This window comes from Mageeibacillus indolicus UPII9-5 (assembly GCF_000025225.2).
Classification (GTDB): Bacteria; Bacillota; Clostridia; order Saccharofermentanales; family Fastidiosipilaceae; genus Mageeibacillus; species Mageeibacillus indolicus.
The window spans coordinates 1,767,438-1,786,147 of the sequence record NC_013895.2; the positions used below are offsets into that span (position 1 = coordinate 1,767,438).

Annotated in this window: 23 protein-coding genes and 1 pseudogene; 2 read left to right on the forward strand and 22 right to left on the reverse strand. The window is 37.1% G+C overall.

The window, feature by feature from the left end; translation table 11 throughout:
• Positions 1–292: 292 nt before the first annotated feature.
• Positions 293–1,417, forward strand: a complete 1,125-nt coding sequence (locus HMPREF0868_RS07520; RefSeq protein WP_012994143.1) for an ATP-binding cassette domain-containing protein — start codon at positions 293–295, stop codon at positions 1,415–1,417.
• Between the two features lie 124 nt (positions 1,418–1,541).
• Here the strand turns inward: HMPREF0868_RS07520 and HMPREF0868_RS07525 are convergent, their stop codons facing one another.
• The 18 genes and pseudogenes from HMPREF0868_RS07525 to abc-f form a co-directional block, all read right to left on the reverse strand.
• Complete coding sequence (locus HMPREF0868_RS07525; RefSeq protein WP_012994144.1) at positions 1,542–1,814, reverse strand: hypothetical protein; 273 nt, start codon at positions 1,812–1,814, stop codon at positions 1,542–1,544.
• On the reverse strand, positions 1,807–2,094 hold the full coding sequence (locus HMPREF0868_RS07530) for a DUF2089 family protein (protein ID WP_012994145.1): 288 nt from the start codon (positions 2,092–2,094) through the stop codon (positions 1,807–1,809). The genes HMPREF0868_RS07525 and HMPREF0868_RS07530 overlap by 8 nt, the downstream gene beginning before the upstream one ends.
• Positions 2,095–2,793: 699 nt before the next feature.
• Positions 2,794–2,910 (reverse strand): annotated as a pseudogene (locus tag HMPREF0868_RS08365) (type II toxin-antitoxin system RelB/DinJ family antitoxin); the annotation flags it as partial.
• Between the two features lie 184 nt (positions 2,911–3,094).
• A complete protein-coding gene (locus HMPREF0868_RS07540) occupies positions 3,095–3,277 on the reverse strand; it encodes a hypothetical protein (protein WP_041705736.1) in 183 nt (60 codons plus the stop codon).
• An 84-nt stretch (positions 3,278–3,361) separates the two neighbouring features.
• On the reverse strand, positions 3,362–3,973 hold the full coding sequence (locus HMPREF0868_RS07545) for a class I SAM-dependent methyltransferase (protein ID WP_012994148.1): 612 nt from the start codon (positions 3,971–3,973) through the stop codon (positions 3,362–3,364).
• A 97-nt stretch (positions 3,974–4,070) separates the two neighbouring features.
• Positions 4,071–4,235: a hypothetical protein gene (locus HMPREF0868_RS08370; RefSeq protein ID WP_012994149.1), complete on the reverse strand. Its 165-nt coding sequence runs from the start codon at positions 4,233–4,235 to the stop codon at positions 4,071–4,073.
• 163 nt (positions 4,236–4,398) lie between these two features.
• Positions 4,399–4,863 carry a GNAT family N-acetyltransferase gene (locus HMPREF0868_RS07550; protein ID WP_012994150.1) on the reverse strand — a complete coding sequence of 155 codons (465 nt, stop codon included), beginning with the start codon at positions 4,861–4,863 and terminating at the stop codon, positions 4,399–4,401.
• A gap of 100 nt (positions 4,864–4,963) precedes the next feature.
• On the reverse strand, positions 4,964–5,140 hold the full coding sequence (locus HMPREF0868_RS07555) for a histidine phosphatase family protein (protein WP_012994151.1): 177 nt from the start codon (positions 5,138–5,140) through the stop codon (positions 4,964–4,966).
• 610 nt (positions 5,141–5,750) lie between these two features.
• A complete protein-coding gene (locus HMPREF0868_RS07560; protein ID WP_338037237.1) occupies positions 5,751–6,356 on the reverse strand; it encodes a GNAT family N-acetyltransferase in 606 nt (201 codons plus the stop codon).
• Between the two features lie 8 nt (positions 6,357–6,364).
• Entirely contained in the window at positions 6,365–6,661 is a 297-nt protein-coding gene (locus HMPREF0868_RS08375) for a TfoX/Sxy family protein (protein WP_242821337.1), read from the reverse strand.
• Between the two features lie 430 nt (positions 6,662–7,091).
• Positions 7,092–7,715: an SAP domain-containing protein gene (locus HMPREF0868_RS07565; RefSeq protein WP_012994153.1), complete on the reverse strand. Its 624-nt coding sequence runs from the start codon at positions 7,713–7,715 to the stop codon at positions 7,092–7,094.
• Positions 7,716–7,779: 64 nt separating this feature from the next.
• The gene (locus HMPREF0868_RS07570) at positions 7,780–8,844 is read right to left on the reverse strand and encodes a Fic family protein (RefSeq protein WP_012994154.1); all 1,065 of its coding nucleotides are present in this window, start codon (positions 8,842–8,844) and stop codon (positions 7,780–7,782) included.
• A gap of 179 nt (positions 8,845–9,023) precedes the next feature.
• Positions 9,024–9,275, reverse strand: coding sequence for a hypothetical protein (locus tag HMPREF0868_RS07575; RefSeq protein WP_012994155.1), 252 nt, complete (start codon positions 9,273–9,275; stop codon positions 9,024–9,026).
• Between the two features lie 243 nt (positions 9,276–9,518).
• Entirely contained in the window at positions 9,519–9,812 is a 294-nt protein-coding gene (locus HMPREF0868_RS08850) for a hypothetical protein (RefSeq protein ID WP_012994156.1), read from the reverse strand.
• Positions 9,813–9,942: 130 nt separating this feature from the next.
• Entirely contained in the window at positions 9,943–10,137 is a 195-nt protein-coding gene (locus tag HMPREF0868_RS08855; protein WP_012994157.1) for an SAP domain-containing protein, read from the reverse strand.
• Positions 10,138–10,331: 194 nt separating this feature from the next.
• Positions 10,332–10,802, reverse strand: a complete 471-nt coding sequence (locus HMPREF0868_RS07585) for a GNAT family N-acetyltransferase (RefSeq protein WP_004111719.1) — start codon at positions 10,800–10,802, stop codon at positions 10,332–10,334.
• A gap of 459 nt (positions 10,803–11,261) precedes the next feature.
• Positions 11,262–11,558, reverse strand: a complete 297-nt coding sequence (locus HMPREF0868_RS07590) for a type II toxin-antitoxin system RelB/DinJ family antitoxin (protein WP_012994158.1) — start codon at positions 11,556–11,558, stop codon at positions 11,262–11,264.
• An 87-nt stretch (positions 11,559–11,645) separates the two neighbouring features.
• Positions 11,646–13,088: a ribosomal protection-like ABC-F family protein gene (gene abc-f / locus HMPREF0868_RS07595; protein ID WP_012994159.1), complete on the reverse strand. Its 1,443-nt coding sequence runs from the start codon at positions 13,086–13,088 to the stop codon at positions 11,646–11,648.
• A 414-nt stretch (positions 13,089–13,502) separates the two neighbouring features.
• On the opposite strand from abc-f, the gene HMPREF0868_RS07600 reads away from it, so the two are divergent.
• Positions 13,503–14,321, forward strand: a complete 819-nt coding sequence (locus HMPREF0868_RS07600) for a sulfite exporter TauE/SafE family protein (protein WP_012994160.1) — start codon at positions 13,503–13,505, stop codon at positions 14,319–14,321.
• Between the two features lie 683 nt (positions 14,322–15,004).
• On the opposite strand, the gene HMPREF0868_RS07605 is transcribed toward HMPREF0868_RS07600, so the two are convergent.
• From HMPREF0868_RS07605 to HMPREF0868_RS07620, 4 genes are all read right to left on the reverse strand, one after another.
• A complete protein-coding gene (locus tag HMPREF0868_RS07605; protein WP_034574004.1) occupies positions 15,005–15,220 on the reverse strand; it encodes a hypothetical protein in 216 nt (71 codons plus the stop codon).
• Positions 15,207–16,340 (reverse strand): zinc ribbon domain-containing protein, encoded by a 1,134-nt coding sequence (locus HMPREF0868_RS07610; RefSeq protein WP_049779021.1) that lies wholly within the window; start codon positions 16,338–16,340, stop codon positions 15,207–15,209. The genes HMPREF0868_RS07605 and HMPREF0868_RS07610 overlap by 14 nt, the downstream gene beginning before the upstream one ends.
• Positions 16,341–16,920: 580 nt before the next feature.
• Positions 16,921–18,363: an RNA-binding domain-containing protein gene (locus HMPREF0868_RS07615; protein ID WP_012994162.1), complete on the reverse strand. Its 1,443-nt coding sequence runs from the start codon at positions 18,361–18,363 to the stop codon at positions 16,921–16,923.
• Positions 18,364–18,385: 22 nt separating this feature from the next.
• Positions 18,386–18,643, reverse strand: a complete 258-nt coding sequence (locus tag HMPREF0868_RS07620) for a hypothetical protein (RefSeq protein WP_012994163.1) — start codon at positions 18,641–18,643, stop codon at positions 18,386–18,388.
• Positions 18,644–18,710 lie beyond the last annotated feature (67 nt).

Consider the following 18,710-nt stretch of genomic DNA (forward strand, 5'->3'; position numbering starts at 1 on the left):
ATGGCGAATTAACGCTCATGTATGAGGATAGGCTACCTGAATAACTTGAAAATACCAAGCAAAAGAGCAGACAGGAAACACCTGCCTGCTCTTGACATGCAATTTCATATGAATTATATAATGAATAACTGCTAAGTAGTTGGAATAGCAAGCATCTGGGCTAATTAGCAGGAAATTATATCACAGGAAATCTTATTTACAGAGATTTACTCACACACTCTATTATTTATTCACCGGCTCATGTTTATAGCTTCAGGCTATTTCATATTGCCTAAGAAAATCTACGCATTTATTGGAGGAAACATTATGTTTAAACGCCGTTCATTTTCTACGGTGGGAAATAGAAGAAAATATTGATCAGAAAAATAAAGATCTGAAAAATATAGCGATTAAAAGCGGCGGCTTTGATGCAATTGCCGAACCTTTGGTTTTCTTATTACTTTTAATAATAGTTTCCTTAATTTTCGTCTATGGCGGAAAAAGAGTCCAAAGCGGCGAAATCACAATCGGTGTCTTGATTCCATTTCTCCTCTACTTACTACAACTTCTTAATCCGATTGCTTATACAAGCAACTTTTTCATGGCTAAGTCGAAATGGAATACCAACAAAGTCGAACTGGAAAAATATTTAACATTGGAATCGGAAACAACTAACGAGGGGAAGGAAGAATTAACAGAAATAAAAAGTCTCTCTTTTTGCAATCTTTCTTTCGCCTACGAGCACACTGCAGTACTGGATAATTTATCCTGTGAAATTCCTATCGGCAGTAAAATTGCAGTCGTCGGTCCATCAGGTTCCGGCAAAAGTACATTATACAAATTATTGCTTCGTTTGTACGAACCTGATAGCGGCAAAATCCTGCTTAACGCACAAGAATTAAATTCTTTCAGCAAAAAAAGCATCCGCCGACACATTGCCTTAGTTCCACAAGAAAGTAGCATCATCGGCTCAAGTTTATCTGATTTTCTTAATTTAGGGCAAGAGCATAAGGTATCTAACGCTCAGCTTATAGATACACTGAACACCGTCGGCTTAGCTGCTGAATTAAATCTGAATACAGAGAATATTGCAGGCTACGATTTCGGTTTAGCTGCCAAAAATTTATCCGTCGGTCAAAAGCAACGTTTAATGATCGCTAAAGCTTTGTTGAAAGAAGCTTCTATTTATTTACTCGATGAATCTACAGCTTCGGTTGACTCGGAATTGGAAACTCTGATTTTTGAAACACTGCTTAAATTCAAGCCGGATAAAACAATTATTTCTATTGCCCACCGTCTTTCAACTGTTAAATACGCTGATACGATTATTTTCCTGGAAGAGGGAAAAATCAGCGGCATCGGTACCCACAGCGAATTATATGCGCAACACGAGCATTATCGCCATTTTATCGATCTGCAATTAATTAAAACGGAATAAGCTCGCCAAGCTCGGCTCGACAAATGCAAAGCAGTGCAACAAAAAAGAAGTGCAACAGTAGCAGCCAGCTCACTCTTACCCATTTACCGCTTTAAACTATCAAGATAAATTTTCGAATGATATTTTATCCTAAGTTCTTTATCTTGAATTTTTCGTCCTCACTATTCCTTCTATGAAGCCAATCTTCCATATAAAAGCCTACCAAAACGACAGCCTGCAATAACGAAGAAAAAGCTCCAAAATTCACTGAAAATGGAATGGCTACAGCAATCGTAATAACCCAAACAATACTAGGTAGAATCCATTTATTTACTCGTCTGCTTTTAACAAAGTAAATTTCAAGTCCGGCTAAAACAATACCCATCACCAAGTAAAGAAGCAATAACTCTCTATTCATTTGCTTGCCTCCTTTCATTGTATTTATCAATCAGTTTCTTCGTAGTCTCATAATCATATTTATCTTGCAAAGCTAAAGACTTAATGAACTTCACGTACGGATCTTCATCCACCTCCATAAGCTTTACCTTTTCAATTAACTGATTGAGATTATTCCTGATTATGTGATAGGAACTATCGTAATAGTTAGCCATGCTCTTCAATGATCCAGATGATAAAATGAACTGCTTGATAAATGCTATTTCATTATCATCGAGATTAAAGATCCAATCACTCTTCATTACCATACTCCTTTTCTTTTATACTAACCTATTTTCTAATGATATTCAATAGTAACCTTCAACTTTTTATTTTTGTTTAACTTTCTTTCTAATTTTGCTTATAGCAATGTGTGGTTGACACCTAAGCATAAAAAACGCTTACTTGCGTCCATATCGTTTCTATCTACTACGAGCAAAAGCCCTGCTTGGGGCCAATGCCTTTCATCTCTTGTTCTTAAAGGTTGTCTATAAGATCGTCAAACCATGTAGCTGTTCTTTAGACAAATTCTCAGATGTGAAAAGAATAGCGCTAAGCGAGTCGTATTTTTTTATATAGCTAGCTACTATATTCCTAGAAATGCCTAAATCATCTGCTCTTTTTCTTTGCGAGATACATTTGTTATGAAGAGTGCTTATTTTGTGTGTCTATCATTGTTATCATTTCCTATACACCTCCTAGAACTATTGCCCTAAAGAGGAAGGGATGGCTCAATTTTCAATTGCGCGAGTGGCTCAAAATTAAAGTACTATAGACACATAATCCCACCTCGCAACCTGGGTGCAAAGTGGGTGCACCTTTTAACGATTGGAAAATTATCGCAAAGGTATCATTTTATTTCTTAAATAATTCTGAATGTGTACCCAGCCTATATAACATCAATTACTTTTAAAAGACTATCCGTATTTTTATTTTGTTTTTTAGCTAATTTAAGGTCTTTTTTGAATTGATGTATCATTCGGAACCTCTAATTTAAGAGAAAAAGGAATCCCGTTCTCACGAATCGTTGTTCGCAAAAATATATTTATCGCTGTCGTCATATTGAGCCCGAGTTCTGATTGTTTCAAAAAAAGAGAGACCTAAACAAAAATCTTCAAATAAACAAAGCATATAGGAGGCTTGCACCATAGCTAAAATCAATCCTTAGTCACAAAAAATAAAAGCTCACTCATCGCTATAAGCACTTTTACGATAGCCACTGAGCAAGCCGGTAAAATCAACACAACACACTCAACTTGTTCATCATTGTCCGTTAGGTTGTTTATCTTCATATTCCTCAATTAGCTTAAACTTTGTAGAATGACTCTTCCTCAATTCCTTTTGGTAATTATCTATTTCTTTTTCTATTTCAGAGGTATCCACCTTCATGTTGATTTTTTCTTGATACACTTGTTTCCATACATTCCCACTCCACATATCGGGCATTTTACAATTCCAGAAAGCAAGTGCGTACGTGTATCTTTTCCTTTATTCTCCTTAAGATTTATTTTTCATTATTCACAAATATTTTTATAATTTTCTAGCTAAAAATACTATATGATCTTTCTCGTCCAGATGGTATTCACATTTAAATCCTATCTTATTCAATGTTTCTGTAAGATATTCGGGAGAATAAACTTCAAAATCTAGCATGTCCGCCCATTTTTTTATATTTTTATGTTCTCTATATGCTCCTTCGTTGCATATTAGAAGCTGACCGTCCTGAACTAGAACACGATGGATTTCCCTAAAAGGTACTTCTATATTCTTCCAAAAATAAATGGTTTCAAAGGCAGTTACTATATTTATGGATTCATCTTCAAAAGGTAACTTAGCCACGTCTGCTTCAATAATTTTACACCTGCCATCTTTGATTGCTTCGCTATTTACTGAACTTGCGATATCTACACTTGTTTTAGAATAGTCCATTCCATATACTTTTTTAGCCTTTGTTAAGAAGTATTGAACATTACGTCCACCGCCACATCCTAGATCTAAAACTGCATCCGATGGTTTAATATTCAGAAAGGATCTGCCCCATTTCGCCATTTTTTCGTGACCAATATTCATTTCTTTCACCATGAAGCGACCGCCGAAATTGTTTTTCGGTTTTTTAACATTTTCAAAAAATTTTTTTAACATTTTCATCTCCTATTGATAACTATTATCAGTGTCACTTTAGCATAAATTTTACGTTTATTCAATTTTATATACTATTTAATAGGACTTTTACTTATTCCTATCCTACGCCAAAGATTTGACCATTACCAAACTCTTCAAATTTTTCTCTTGGTACTTTTTCTACCAGTCTATCCCAAACTTTTGGGAAATTTGAACTTTTAGTTACATCTGATTTAATACCCGCTACTTTAAACGCTTTCTTTTTCTCAATCTTAACATCCATTTGATTTCCTCCTTGAACTGAAATTGAAAAGTAGATTTTTGGGAAATATTGATACTTTTCTCCTTGTATGGGAAACTTCATCTCTCATAAATGCCAAAATATCATCTTGCTCTGATAAGTATCCAAAAAGAAATACACCATACATTCTAACTTGGTCACCTTTTCAAATCTTATTAATCAGCTTTCTTTTGAATACACTGCAGCCATCACTTTCTCCAATAAATTCAAAATCATTTTTCATCGCAATTCGTTTGGAATTTTCATGGTTCGAGGCACACTCAATAATCAAGTTTTTTCCTATCTCTGAACTACGATTTATAAAGGCTTTTGTTAATTCATTGGCATATCCTTTCCCCCAGTATCTCTTATTGAGTATCCAACCAAATTCGAAGGAGTCATTGTCATACTCATGAAATATTACATATCCGATAAACTTCTGACTAAAATCTTCCACCGCATAAATCAAAGGAGGGTCAATCAGTGCAACACTATTTAGAAAATTCGCTGTTTTTTCCCATGAAAAAGGCGGTTCTATAAATTCCATGACATCTTCATCTGAAAGTAGATTATAGAGTTCCGTTAGATCATTATTAGTAAATTTTCTTATCTTTAATCGTTCAGTAATCATACTGCACCTCCTTCTCTTTTCCTATTGTTTTCTTGCATTCTATGATACGTTAATTTATAAGATTTATACATCTATTTGTACGATTTCTGCATCCTTTATTTTAAGCGGTTTCTTTTGCTCGGTTTAAATCACTTGAATAGATATCAGCGATACCTTTTCCTAATAATTTATGCTTTGCACTATTAACCTGTGACCTACCAACTTCAGTTAAACCATATTCACTCCATCCACCATAACGATCGACCGGATCTGCACCATGTCTCATTAAATAAATCATTTTAAAATATCTGACTCCATCTTTGATATGTATCCTCCTTACTGGACAAAACCAGTAAGGAGGATATTTTTATGCGCTACATTTTTACATTCTTGTCTTCTTTTAAATTGTCAACATATTTACCTGCATGTTTAATGTCCTTGCTTGTCCAGCTAGCCAGAAAACATGATTAATTGGTTCCTTTACGTTTTATAGGCCGCCTATGCTTCGGCACATATCCAACTCTTACGCCATTGGGATATGTTTTTACAAGGTGTTTGCATAAAAATGCTTACCAAACGAGACCCTATCTCCGTGATCGAAATAAACGGGAGGTGTTAAAACCATATTCAGTTTTATTGACCATACGAATTCCTCATTTCAATTCATCAACTTGTAATAAAATATCATTCTGCGTAGATTATGAAGAGACACGCAGTTTAGATATGAAAAGGAAAATGCACCCAGCTAATCAGCCCTTGACATCAATACAACGCTCTCGACGGGGATTAAGACTACCCTGATGATAACCCTACATCAAGAACTTGGTCTTAACGCTCGTTGCAGGGGGGAAGTGGGGAATGTCGTTGGATGGAAAAAGTCTAAGGCACTGCAAACTGGAATTTGTCGCTTATTTCCATTCTTGGCTAAGGATTCGCATCATTATAAAATCGCTGTACTCATCGTTATAATAATATGCCTCTTCTAAAATACCTTCCTGCTTGAAACCGATTTTCTTGTAGAATTCCAGTGCATCTGTATTCAACCCTACCACGCCAATCGAGACCCGATGCATCTCATACTCATGAAATGCCATGTCCAACATGATGCGGATTGCTTCCGAACCATATCCTTTATGCTGCATTTCAGGGTCTGGAATAATAATCGTCAGATCGGTTTGGTGCCACGCGGGAAACATACGGAGCAAACCGGTCTCGCCAATAATATTACCGTCAAGATCAGTAATCGTAAACCAAACCGAGTCTTCCGATTTGTGGCTGACGTTAATAGTTCTTTTCTCCTCTTCTTCATCGGTTGTCTTCTCAAATCCGCATTGAAACATAACCTGTGGCTGATTAAACCAATAGGCGAAAAACGGAGCGTCTTCTTCTCTTTGCCTGCGCAGTATAATCTTTTTTCCTCTTATTTCTTCATGCTTCATATGGCCTTGCAGTCCTATCTTTTGTCCCGATAAATTCTGATTTAACACTATCATACTTTCATCACGTAAATCCATCAACAGCCTCATCCTCCACGTCTTTTCTTCTTTTTCGGCTTTGGCAATTCCTCGTACATCGCCAACAGCAAGCCACATAGTTTCTCCCTGTTATCAACTTCCTCAACCAGCAGCATTTCCTTTGCCCCGGTGTAAGGAAGTTCAAACTTCGGACAACTCATATATGAGACCGCGGATGGGACGGGCTTTACAAGTAGTCTGTCATCATAAATGCCGCCGATGATTTTTCCTCGGTAATATAAAATGGACTCTCCCATCATTGCGCGATAGGAAATATCCTCTAAACCAGATAGCTGTTCTAATATGTAATCGAGATAATATTTGCTTTATGCCATAACTCTTCCTCCCGTCTCACATACCGAAGCTCTATATCATACCCCAGAGCTTCCATCATTTTGACAAGCGTGTTGTTGACGATGGTTTCTTTGTTTGCGGATCACCAGGTCATAGGGAGCGGATGTTTCGATTTCCTTTGCCAGCCTATCCAGGGTGATTCCGGATTCAATACATTTCGTTTTTATGTCTAGGCTTTTCTTAGAAATACCTTGATTTCAAGCCTTTTTATACAGTTTAGTCATTCACCCTTGACATCAATACAACACTCTCGACGTGGATTGAGAGAACTCCTAGTATTGCTACACTTTTTTGAGTGCACACTATGGATACCGGGTGCACTTTTTAACGATAGCATAAGGTTATCGCTAAAAGGTATTACCTCGACAAACTGGGATCTGTTTACTTACAGTATTCCTCTACTTTATATTCATACTTTTTTAAAAGTTCTCGTGAGTAAACTTTTTCACTCTTTGATTCTCTAACTTCTTTCCAGAGAATAGCTGCAACTTTTAACTTATTAGAATAACAATCGCTAAATTCATCTAAACAAAAGTCTTTTAGAAACTTATTCCATTGACAAGCCGAACTATCATACTTAGCATAATCCGACTCACCATAATATATTTTAATCATATCTTGAATAGTGAATTTTATATCTTTATCCCTTTTTACTTTTCGCCAAGCCGTTGCCATATCAGCACTAAATTTAAACGGACTAATACCTGTTACAGCTGAAAAATAATCTCGAAATTTTTGGTTAAATGAAAAACCGCATTTAAGTAATGGTGTCTCCAAGGTTATAACTTCGGACTGATTTTTATTTCCTCTACTCATACTCAAAAATTTTTCTACTCTATTTCCCCTAAAATATTGTTCGATAATATAGTTCAATTCTTGCTTCGTACATCTATACTCTAATCCAAGAGACTTACAAATTTGTGAAAGTTCTTCTCGATACCAATAGTATTTGTTAAATTCTTCAAATGATTTTATATCTCTAAAATCAGGTCTTTTTTCTTTCATATGGAGCCTTAATTAATTCTAATTTATCAGAACCTAAAACTTAACAGCCTCTTATTTTTCCGTCTCAGATGGCAGCATCGGATCTGACATAATGTGTTTTTCTGCCTGCCCCCAATCGTTTTAAAGTTCCATCCTCCACAAGTTTTTTTAAGGCTGATTCCACGGATGAGCTTCCAAGGCTCGGACATGCTATCATCGCTTCCTGCTTTGTAAATGTCCCGATTTTATTCCGAACAAATTCCTTTACGATATTATATGATGTGCTCCTGACCCCGCTTTTTTCCGCAATAGTAACTCGCGCCTCAAATTCCCTGTAGCAGGCGAGTATTACACCCAGCATATATTTTATAAAAGGCTTCGGATCGTTCTTTTCTTCATGCCACAGTTTGTCTGCATCTGCCAGAGCCTTGTAATACGACTCTTTTGTATCCGCAATAGCTTTTTCGATGCTGATATACTGCCCGACCATATATCCGCTCCGATAAAGCAGGAGCAGCGTAAGAAGTCTGCTCATTCTTCCATTCCCATCATTGAATGGATGAATACAAAGAAAATCCAGTATAAAGCATGGTATCAGAATGAGGGGATGAACGATTTCCTTCTCAAGAGATTCCTGATAGCTCTCACATATATGCGTGACAGCATCCGGAGTTTCATATGGTTCCAGCGGCTTGAAAAGAACAATTTTCTTCCCATCGCCAAGAATCATGTCTATTTCATTTGGCGTAGTCTTAAAACTCCCGCCGTATGTCAGGTTTGTAAACCGAAGCAGATCCCTGTGCATCTGCAGGATGCAATTTGGTCTTACCGGTATGGCATCATAATCTTCATGCACTAAAGATAAAACATTCCGATAGCCGAGGATCTCCTCTTCATCACGATTTCTTGGAGTAGTCTTATCGTTCATCAGTTGTTTTAACCTTGGATTAGTCGTTACAATCCCTTCAATACGGTTAGAACTTTCAGTACTCTGTATCCTGGCTATCTGGGTAAGGCGTTTAAGCTCCGTCGGTTTCTGCCTTGTAAATAATTCCTGCTTGCCTTTATATTCTTGTATCTGTGAGACATATGACAGTATTTCATTATCCCATGTCCGGTCTTTGAGTATGGAGTAATCAAATTTTCTCATTGTCTTTTACTTTCTCCCAATCACTTTTATCTTATCCCAATTATGTCAGCATTTTGGGAGAATATCAATTGCCTTGGGAGATTTTTTTCGCAAACGAAAAAACACCCGGCTATAGCCGAGTGCCATTCATATCTGCATACCTTTATGTCTCCACATCAATCTCCAGCCCCGATTTAAATTTAACGAGTGAGTTTTTCATCATATACTGTTATCTTCTCGATTAGCCTTCTGACCTGTGTTTCCGAGTACTCAGTAATTCCTTCCGTCTGGCCGTCCAGAAAAGAAGTGAGGTCATCAACCTTATCTTTAACTCTCTGGCGGGATGCCGCATCCGCATCCCCCATAAGCACCGTCTTCCAATTTTCTTTCAGGGCGGGGAGAACAGCATCTTTCCTTGACCAAGCAATATTATCGGAATACCTTGATTTCAAGGCTTTTCTGTACGCCTTAGTCCTTTACCCTAGACATCAAAACAACACTCTCAACGTGCCTGGAGTCAACACTATGGATAAAAAGTTCATTTTTTCGTTTTCGCGAACATATCATTGACTTTTTTAATGTTTTCCTCGTATTGGTAAACATATCATAGGTTTTTTTATACTAGTACGTATTTGGAAACATATCGAGTTTTATGTTTTTGATATATAATACACATTATATAATGTAGAATTTACTCATTTACAATATCCTTTTATTTTATCTGCATATTTGCTTAAAAGCTCTTTTGAATATACTTTACTTTGGTTAGATTCTCTCACTTCGTTCCAAAGAATTGCAGCAACTTTCATCTTATTAGAAAATTTATCACTACGTTCATCTAAGTTAAAATCTTTTACAAACTGGTTCCATTGGTTAGTAGTATTATCATATTTTGCGTAATCAGAGTCTCCATTATATGCATCAAGCATATTTTTAATTGTAAAATTTTTGTCGTTCTTTCTTTTTACTTTTCGCCAAGCTTCTGCCATATTCGCATTAAATTTAAATGGCTTAATTCCAGTTTGCTCTGAAAAATAGTCTCTAAATTTTTGATTGAATGAAAATCCACATTCTAGTAATGGAGTATTTAATGTTATATTATCAGTTATCTTTTTATTTTTATTCCTTGAAGATTTTTTTTATTTTATTTCCCTTAAAATATTCTTCTATAATATAATTCAGTTCCTTTTTTGTTCCTCTATATTCTAATCCAAGAGACTTACAAACTTTTGATAACTCCTCTCGATACCAATAATATTTGTTGAATTCTTCAAATGATTTTATATCTTTAAATTCAGGTCTACTTTCTAACATACACTTTCCCTCAATTATCTTTTTTTCTATTCGTTTGTCATCAATACCAGAGCCTCCGCCGCAGCTTTCACATTAAACGAGTAAACACTAGGTATGTCTTATGACATGTTCGTATGCAGAAACATATCCATGAACCTTTTAACAATTATCTCTGCCTATCGTTAAAAGGTTTCAAGCAAATAAACTTAGAGTTCTCACACTCCTAGATATTTAATATATATTTGACACGGATTCCACTCATCCCATAAAGTTGGAAAACATTCCAATTCTTTATATCCCATCGCGATATAAAAATGATTTGTAATATCATATTCTTTGTAGTGTCCCATCTGAACAGTTTTTACCTGTGAGTATGTGTAACCCATCTTCCTTGCCATAGCTTCGTATGCTTTGTTAAGTACCGAGCCAACTCCCATTCTATGGAATTTCTTTTTTATACCCATCACAAAAATCTCTGCACAATCCTTGCTTGTTGCGTTTAACACAATAAACCCAACAAGTTTATCATTAATATAACAAGCAAGAAAAGGCTTTTCCTGTGAATCTTGAATATATTCTTCTGTACTTTCTGGCATTCCAAACCATTCTTGAAGATCATACAATACTTCTCTCGATACAGATTCCTTTTCTAGTTTATTCTCAATTTCTTTTACTTTTATATTCAATCCAGTCCTCCACAAACTATATTTTATTCTTGTCATCAATACTATAACCTCCGCCGTCGAATCTTTTCAATCGAAGCTTCCTATTCGGTCGCTTCTCTTGGAGATTCTTGACATGAGACCTACCTCTGCTTCGCATCGATTAGCTTTGCTAATCGCGCGATAGCAGGGTTAGAGCTTCAACGTTGATTGAGAGAACTCCGAGTATTTCTACACTTTTTTGAGTGCACACTATGGGTATTGGGTGCACTTTTTAACGATAGGAAAAGCTATCGTTAAAAGGTTTAAGACTCGCTTGACAGCGCGTTACATTACAATTGTTCCAGTTGCGTATCCTGATCTCTTCTCGCGTAAATAACCGCGAGTATTTGGACTTCTCGTTTACTCTCATCAACACAAAAGTAAAGGTAATAATTTTTTACGCGTATTCTTCTAAAACCAAGTTCACACCACGGCTGCTCATCAACGTTCAAGCTCTTCAAAAACATCATCTATAGGATAACTATCACCACGAACTGCCTGATCATAACCTTTAGCCATCAACGCGTTAAACCTTTTCTCATCCATATCATCTTGCGCCGGAAGTGACTTTGGAATAGTAAGCGAAAATGGAATACCGTTATTAAGAATGATTTGACGATAAAACATGTCAATAGCAGTAGCCCTAGGGATTCCAATCGTTTCTAAAATCTGCTCCGCCTGCTGCTTAATATTTTCTTGTATTCTCACATTCACATTCGCTGTCTTAGTAACTGCCATATCAATCAACCTCCATATGAGTTTGAACATAAAAATGGCGGATAAAGGAAAGGAAATGAATTTACACCAAAGTGAGGGCTTGACCGTTTAAACCTCATTTTCCTCATTATATTGCTGCAAATTACCTTCAAAACCAGTAATCTTTTCATTCTCGATAAGTAACAAAGAATCCGCTACATTGTTGATAAAGGACACATCATGCGTCACGAAAAGCAAGGGTCTGTCGTAGCCTTGAAGCAGCTCTTCTAAGGCTTCTATGGCACGAATATCTAAAAAGTTAGTTGGCTCATCCATCACCAAATAATTAAAGTTACCTGTTAGAAGCTTCGCCAATTTCACCTTGGCTTTTTCACCATCACTAAGCACATTCGCTTGCTTGAACACATCATTTGTTTTGAAACCTAGACGAGCCAAGATGATTCTCGTCATTGACTGGTCATAGATTGAATAAGGTAATACGTTGTCCAGAATCGTTTTTGTATAGTCGAGTGTTTCTCCTAGCTGACTATAGTAACCAATTCGTAAATTCGGATGTGTCCACGTTTCACCGTTAAGAATCATGTTGAGCAAAGTGGTTTTCCCTGAACCGTTGTCACCTAATAAGGCAACTTTATTTGTATTGTCTATCGTAAAATTGACATTCTTAAAAATCACCTTGCTATCAAAGCTCTTATTGAGATTTTCTGCCCTGATGAGTACCTTGGAATGAATTTTTTCTCGCTCGTCCATATTGAGCTTGATGGCTGCATTTTGATATGGCTTACTCTTCACCTCTAGTTGATTTACTCTTTCTAAAGTGGCTTTTACCTGTTTGTCGAGCTTCTTCTTATTTTGTTGCCCACCCATTTTATGCAGCCTAGCTTCTGAGTTACCCATCCTTTTGGGTGTGGTTTTTACTTTTGCTGACTGCTGTTTTATTGCATTTGCAACCTGTAAAAGACGCTTCTTTTCTTTTACATAACTCTCATATTCCCTCTCAGCACACTTATACCTCTTTTCTCTTTCGCATAGATAAAACGAATAATCACCGCTATAAACCTCAATTTTCCCATTGACCAATTCGAAAATTTTCGTACAGGTTTGATTAATAAAATCTCGATCATGGGAGACAAGAATAAAACCCTTATTGCGAGAATAGAGCCGTTTAGCTAATAGCTTTCTTTGCTTAATGTCTAAATGTGATGTAGGCTCGTCAATAAGCAAAAATGCTTTATTATCAACTAAAAGGTGCTCCAGTTTCAATCTTTGCTGCTCGCCTGGACTACTACTACAATTCTGCTGAAAACGACGCTGATATATAAAACCGAGTTCATCTTCTAAATTGTTGAGCAAATAACTAATCTCGTCGTTCATTTGAACTCGCCCCGCGTAGTCAGTATCAAGACTTGAAAGTATGCGTAAAAAGGTGGTTTTGCCTGTGCCGTTATCACCAATTAAACCAACCTTGTCACAAGCACCAATAGATAGATGATCAATCGCAAATAAAGTTCTTGCACCTACAACTTTTGTTAAATCATCAATACGTATCATAAATCCTCCTTGAAAATACCGAGAGGATTTAACCTCTCTACATTAGTTAGAACAGGATTTATTAATTACCATCTTTTGATACCTCCGAAAATAATTGTCACTATTATACCATATACTCATATATAACTTAGTACCTCAACCAACTTAACTATCGTCTTACTTATTTCACAAAGCTGGGTGCAAAGTGGGGCACCTTTTAACGATAGGAAAAGCTATCGTTAAAAAGTTTAAGATTGGCTTAATAGCTTGATTTTTGAGCATAAAAAACAGCCTAGAGAGGATTACCCCCCTAAGACAAAGTATTAGTATAGTTGATGCAATTTTTTTACCATATATGAACCCTAGTATAGAAATAATATTCTATTTTTCATATAATATAGTAAAAGTAGTGGATAACGCACGAGGAGGTAATTTGTGAAGAAAAGATATATGTTGAGAAATATTTTTAAAACCAAATATAATTTCCATAATATTGTTTTAATCGTTTTCATTGGACTATTAGCAGGTTTTTTATCAGGATTGTTCGCTGTAGGTGGGGGAATTGTGATAGTTCCTGCATTAACTGTTTTTATGAAATTTGATCAGCGTCATGCTACTGCTACTTCTCTTGTTGCCATAATTATAACGTCGCTTTGTGGAAGCATTGTTTACGGTTTAGACGGAAAAGTGTCATTTTTATCAGCATTTTTTCTAATAATAGGTTCAGTTTTCGGATCACAAATTGGGGTATATTTTTCACATATTTTGCCTAAAAAAATATTTCCTTGGTGTTTTACACTTTTTGTATTACTAGTTATATGTTCTAGTCAAGTTTGGATTCCATTAAGAAATGTAGATTTTAATGTTAGTTTTTTAAAAGCTATATGTCTTATATTTATAGGCGTTTTTTCTGGTATTTTTTCAGGTATTTTAGGCGTTGGTGGCGGAGGAATTATAGTGCCATGCGTGCAACTTTTGCTCGGCATGGGAGACCTTATGGCAAGAGGAACTGCTTTGCTTGTCACGCTTCCTACAGCTATAAGTGGTAGTATTGCTAATGCTCGTTACCATTATACTCATTTTACTGAAGGAATTATTATCGGTATTTTTGCGACATTTACTGTAAAATTAGGCGCAATAATTGCGCACAGTATTTCACCTTTTATATGCAATATATTGTTTTGTATTTTTTTGTTCAGTGCATGCTTACGAATGATATTAAAAACAGGTGTTTTAGCTAAGAATAAGCGTTAAATATGCAAAGTCTTTGACTTTTATTTATTTGAAAAAATAGTTTTGAATATAAAAAGTTGGGCTTAGATTTAAGCCCCACGATATAGGAGAATGTTATAAAGTAACTTTTTACAATTATGCCATTTGAGTAACATCTCTTTTTGCTTGTATAAATTTTATTATCATGTTTTTTGCGTGATAAATAATTATGCAAACTATACTGTATATCCTCACTTCACAGCCTGGGTGCAAAGTGGGTGCACCTTTTAACGTTAACATCCTGTGCACTCGACCCTAAAGCGTAGACATGTTCCCTCATACAGCAAAATCGCACTCAAAAACCTCGAGAACCCGGCCTAAAGCCGCCACTCATTAAACCTTTTAACGATAGACTTCACTAAACCCTGCTACACAAGGGCAAAAATGCACCCACCTATTAAGCCCTTGACATCAATACGACAGTCTCGACGTGGCTCGACTGCTTCATCTTGATGTCGAGTGTGTAGCCAAATTCACGTTCGTACGCGGGAATTGGTCAAAGCGCATTTTTTGAGGATAACACACCGATTTTACTCTTGTCCGTTCTCGGAAACAGGTCAAAGGCCATGTTCCTGCCTAATAATATGCAAACGCACAGATTTACCAACCGCCTCAAGGCTTCGCTCTGAGGTAATATGTCTGAAATCCCATCGCCTCAACTCGGCTCAGGCTTTATTTCCTCTGCCACCATGCTTTCCCTTGGTAACAATAAATAGTGCGATACTGCCAATCGCGCCCACCGCACCTAATACGTCCTTTCTAATATTTGCGTTCCTTTCGCGTCTGCAATTATCACATAACTTGTGCTTATTCGTGCTTACAAGTTCGCATCCACACTTCTTGCAGTAACGAATTTCTGGACCTTTATTATTGCTCATCATAATCACCTCCGGTATGTTCTGTTTCTACTGTCAACAGATTATGTACTGAATACTCAATTTGTGCCTTCGGATCAAAGGCTGTAATCCTCGCTGCAATATCGGTAAACTGATCAACTACTTCGATCCGCTTCTGAGAAGAATTCTCATTGAGCAACAATAATGTATCTCGCTCATTAAGTTTATTTTCCACTATGAAGGATTTGAATTCCTCTAAGCATTCCTTGCACGGTTCGTATTCTCCCAACATTGCGTATCCTTCACACTCGGTCTGCACAGAGTTAGTAATGTAAACAAGTGCCTGAAATGCGTCAATTGCCTTCCTACTGACGTCTTTTTCTCCTTTGAATTCAAGCATCATTTGAAAATCAGACTTCTGGGAATGTTCGGTGATATGATACATATTCTGAGAAAAGTTCCGCATCAATACTCGCTTTGCATCTGTCGCACTATGTATAACATCCAGCATAGCCGCTTCTCTCAGCTTTGCATCCTGAATCAGCCTTGCCTGCATTAGTTTATCCCTTGCTCCTTCTGCCATAGCAAGACGATCATTCTGAAGCTCTACATGGATTTCTCTTATTGCATCAACGACATATTCTATTTCATCAAGAATCTGAGCCATTACCGCGTGCGTCGATAAATTGTTTAAGGACTGTATGAGATTAGGTGTCAAGGCCATGTCCTCAAGTCTAACCTGTTTAACAAATCCATCTGCGTTACGAATTGTTGGTAGTATTTCTCCCTGTTTATCAATGGTGAATCGATAGATTCCCTTATCTATTAAATCCTTCACATAGGAATCCATCTTAGCAACCATGATGTGATCCTTGTCTGCCATAGCTCCTATTACTTCTGCAATTGCAGGAAGCTTCACCTTGATATTTTCCCACTTACCAAAATACTGAATAAGACTTCTATTATCTTCATATGAGATAATGCTTAGTTCTCCTCGATTCGGCTGCCACTCTTCAATATCATATTCGAAGATTGGAACCATCTCGTATTTGTCCTGCTCACTGATTGGCCTCTTTGGATCGGCACTTTGAAATCCACAATGCGGGCACTTCGTAGCTTTATCTGATATTTTTGTCCCGCATTCCGGGCATAGTATTCTGCTCATTTATTCACGACCTTTTCTTTTTATTTGATGTTTCATAAGAGGCCTTGTAATTTTTGCGAAAAGTTTCCTCTACCGGTCAGCCCCATAAATTCTTGCATTTCTTTCCGTCTGCGAGGAACAGAGCAAAATTGAATTAAATCTTGTATCGTGGCTTGCTCCTTATCTTGTTCCCTTATCCCGCTTATCAGGATCGGACTTTTTGATATATTCCTTATAAAGATCTTAATTCATCAAATATCATCTCGCCGTTATTTTCTGCCCATACATAAAGTCAATCCTTCACACATCTACATCAATCATTAATCTTCCAGTGACCATAACGCTTGCCACCAATGCGTTCTATGCGGCCAGAGTCTTTCATCTCATCCATTTTTCTTTGTAAAGAACGATATGGAATATTAAGTATCTTGACAAGTTATACCTGCGTAATCTTAGGATCATTTTGAATGACTTCTATTATCTTATCCACCAAAACATCATTCAAAACGCCACTTAAAACGTCATCTTGGCGTTTTAGCACTTTGGCTTATCTATAAGTGCGCTTTGAAGTGCCCTAAAATGCAGATGAATATATTATATCTCAATTCTTATAAATAACTTCCCAATAGCCGTTCTGACTTGTCCCGTGGCGTAGAATTACGGAATTCTTCTTTAGCTTATTCATATAATATTTCACAGTATTAACATCCCAGTTTAATTCATTCGCAATCTTTGCTTGTGTATGGTCCGGATGCTTCAGTAATAGATTAACTAACGTCTTATCTCTTTCGCTCAGTTCAGCTTGCATAATACCTTGGGTAGTACCTTGGGTAGTACCTTGGGTAGTCGGTCCGACTGTAACCGTTGCCGCCTCAGAAAGAGGAATCACTGTCGTAAAAACATCTGCCTCTGTAAAGACAGGCTCTCCACCAGAATACATCTTCGTGTATTTATAGCTGTTGCGCATGCCGCTTCCAAGCTCATCAGCAAGTCCGATTTCTCGGAACATTTTTGCTATAGGCGGATTCTTTGCGAATGGCCTGAATGTTTTCAGATTCAAGTTTCCGTGCCCATGTGCAAGATTTGCATTTTCTGTTGTAATCTTATCCCGTTCAATGACAAGCTTTGGTACATATCCGCTGGAAAAATCACGGTGCATCAACAAATTGGAGATAATCTCACGCAGGATTTTGTCTCTGGTGCTTACCCTTTGGATGCCATCCAATGTAAAAACGTCATTTAGATGCTTCTTTCCAAATTCCATCAAACGATCGTAGCTTTCAATCAGGTTTGTGATCACCACATCCCTGTCATCATAACGATCGACATTGAACACTCTGAAAATAGCGTCTGTCTTATGCTGAGGTAACACGGACATGATACGGTTATCCGTACCAAAGAGTAAGATTGCCGCAAGTGTTATACCTTCTTTGTTCGTTTCCGGATCCTCAAGTATAAGCCCGCAACTTCTGAGCATCTCCTCATCCGTCATGTCAATCCACGGATGGTGCTCAGTATTCACTCTCGTCATTCTCCTTGCTCGATCCATAAGATCATGACGAAGGCTCGAAATCGGGATGGCAGGGTAGACCTTATTCACAAAATAGGTGCTTTGCTTACGGGCATAAAGATTGAAAACCATGTCCGCATTATCTGTAATATCGATGTCAGACTCATTATTGCGGTCAAATATTCTGCCTGCATTACGATAAACGGTTTTTCCAACCGGGACATAGACATAAAGAACAATACGCCCATCGATCTCATATTCCTCTGTAGTCAAATAGAGTGGCGGATACATTTTGCTTTCATTGTTGATCGTTGTAACAAAATTTTTCTTCATCTGCTCAACGGAGTCTTTATCAACACCAAGAATCGTCCCGTTATCCTTCACGCCAAAGAAAATATGACCGCCATCCCGATTGGAAAAAGAACAAACAGTATCATAGACATCCTTCGTAATATCTGTTGTTGATTTTTTGAATTCGACTGTCAGCCCCTCGCCCTGACGAATCAAGCTCATCAAATTTTCAGGGAGTATCATATAACTCACCCCTTTCGATTATTCACTTATCAATTCCATTAGGCAAAATGGAATCAACCTCGTTCTCCTTAAAAGTCTGTTCTTCTTCCTTTTGCAAAGCCTTCTGCGCAGCCCTGTAGCTTCTCTCATCAGTTGCAGGATAATTATTATTGACTTCTGAAACTTTATTACAAAGAACATCTCTCTTTTTTTGTATCTCACTATCGTCAAGCACTTCAAAATCAACTAATTCGTTAACATCCTGTGCACTCGACCCCAGAGCGTTGATATCTTCCCTCATACAGCAAAATCACTCTCCAAGACCGCGAGAACCCGGCCTAAAGCCGCCACTCATTAAACCTTTTAAC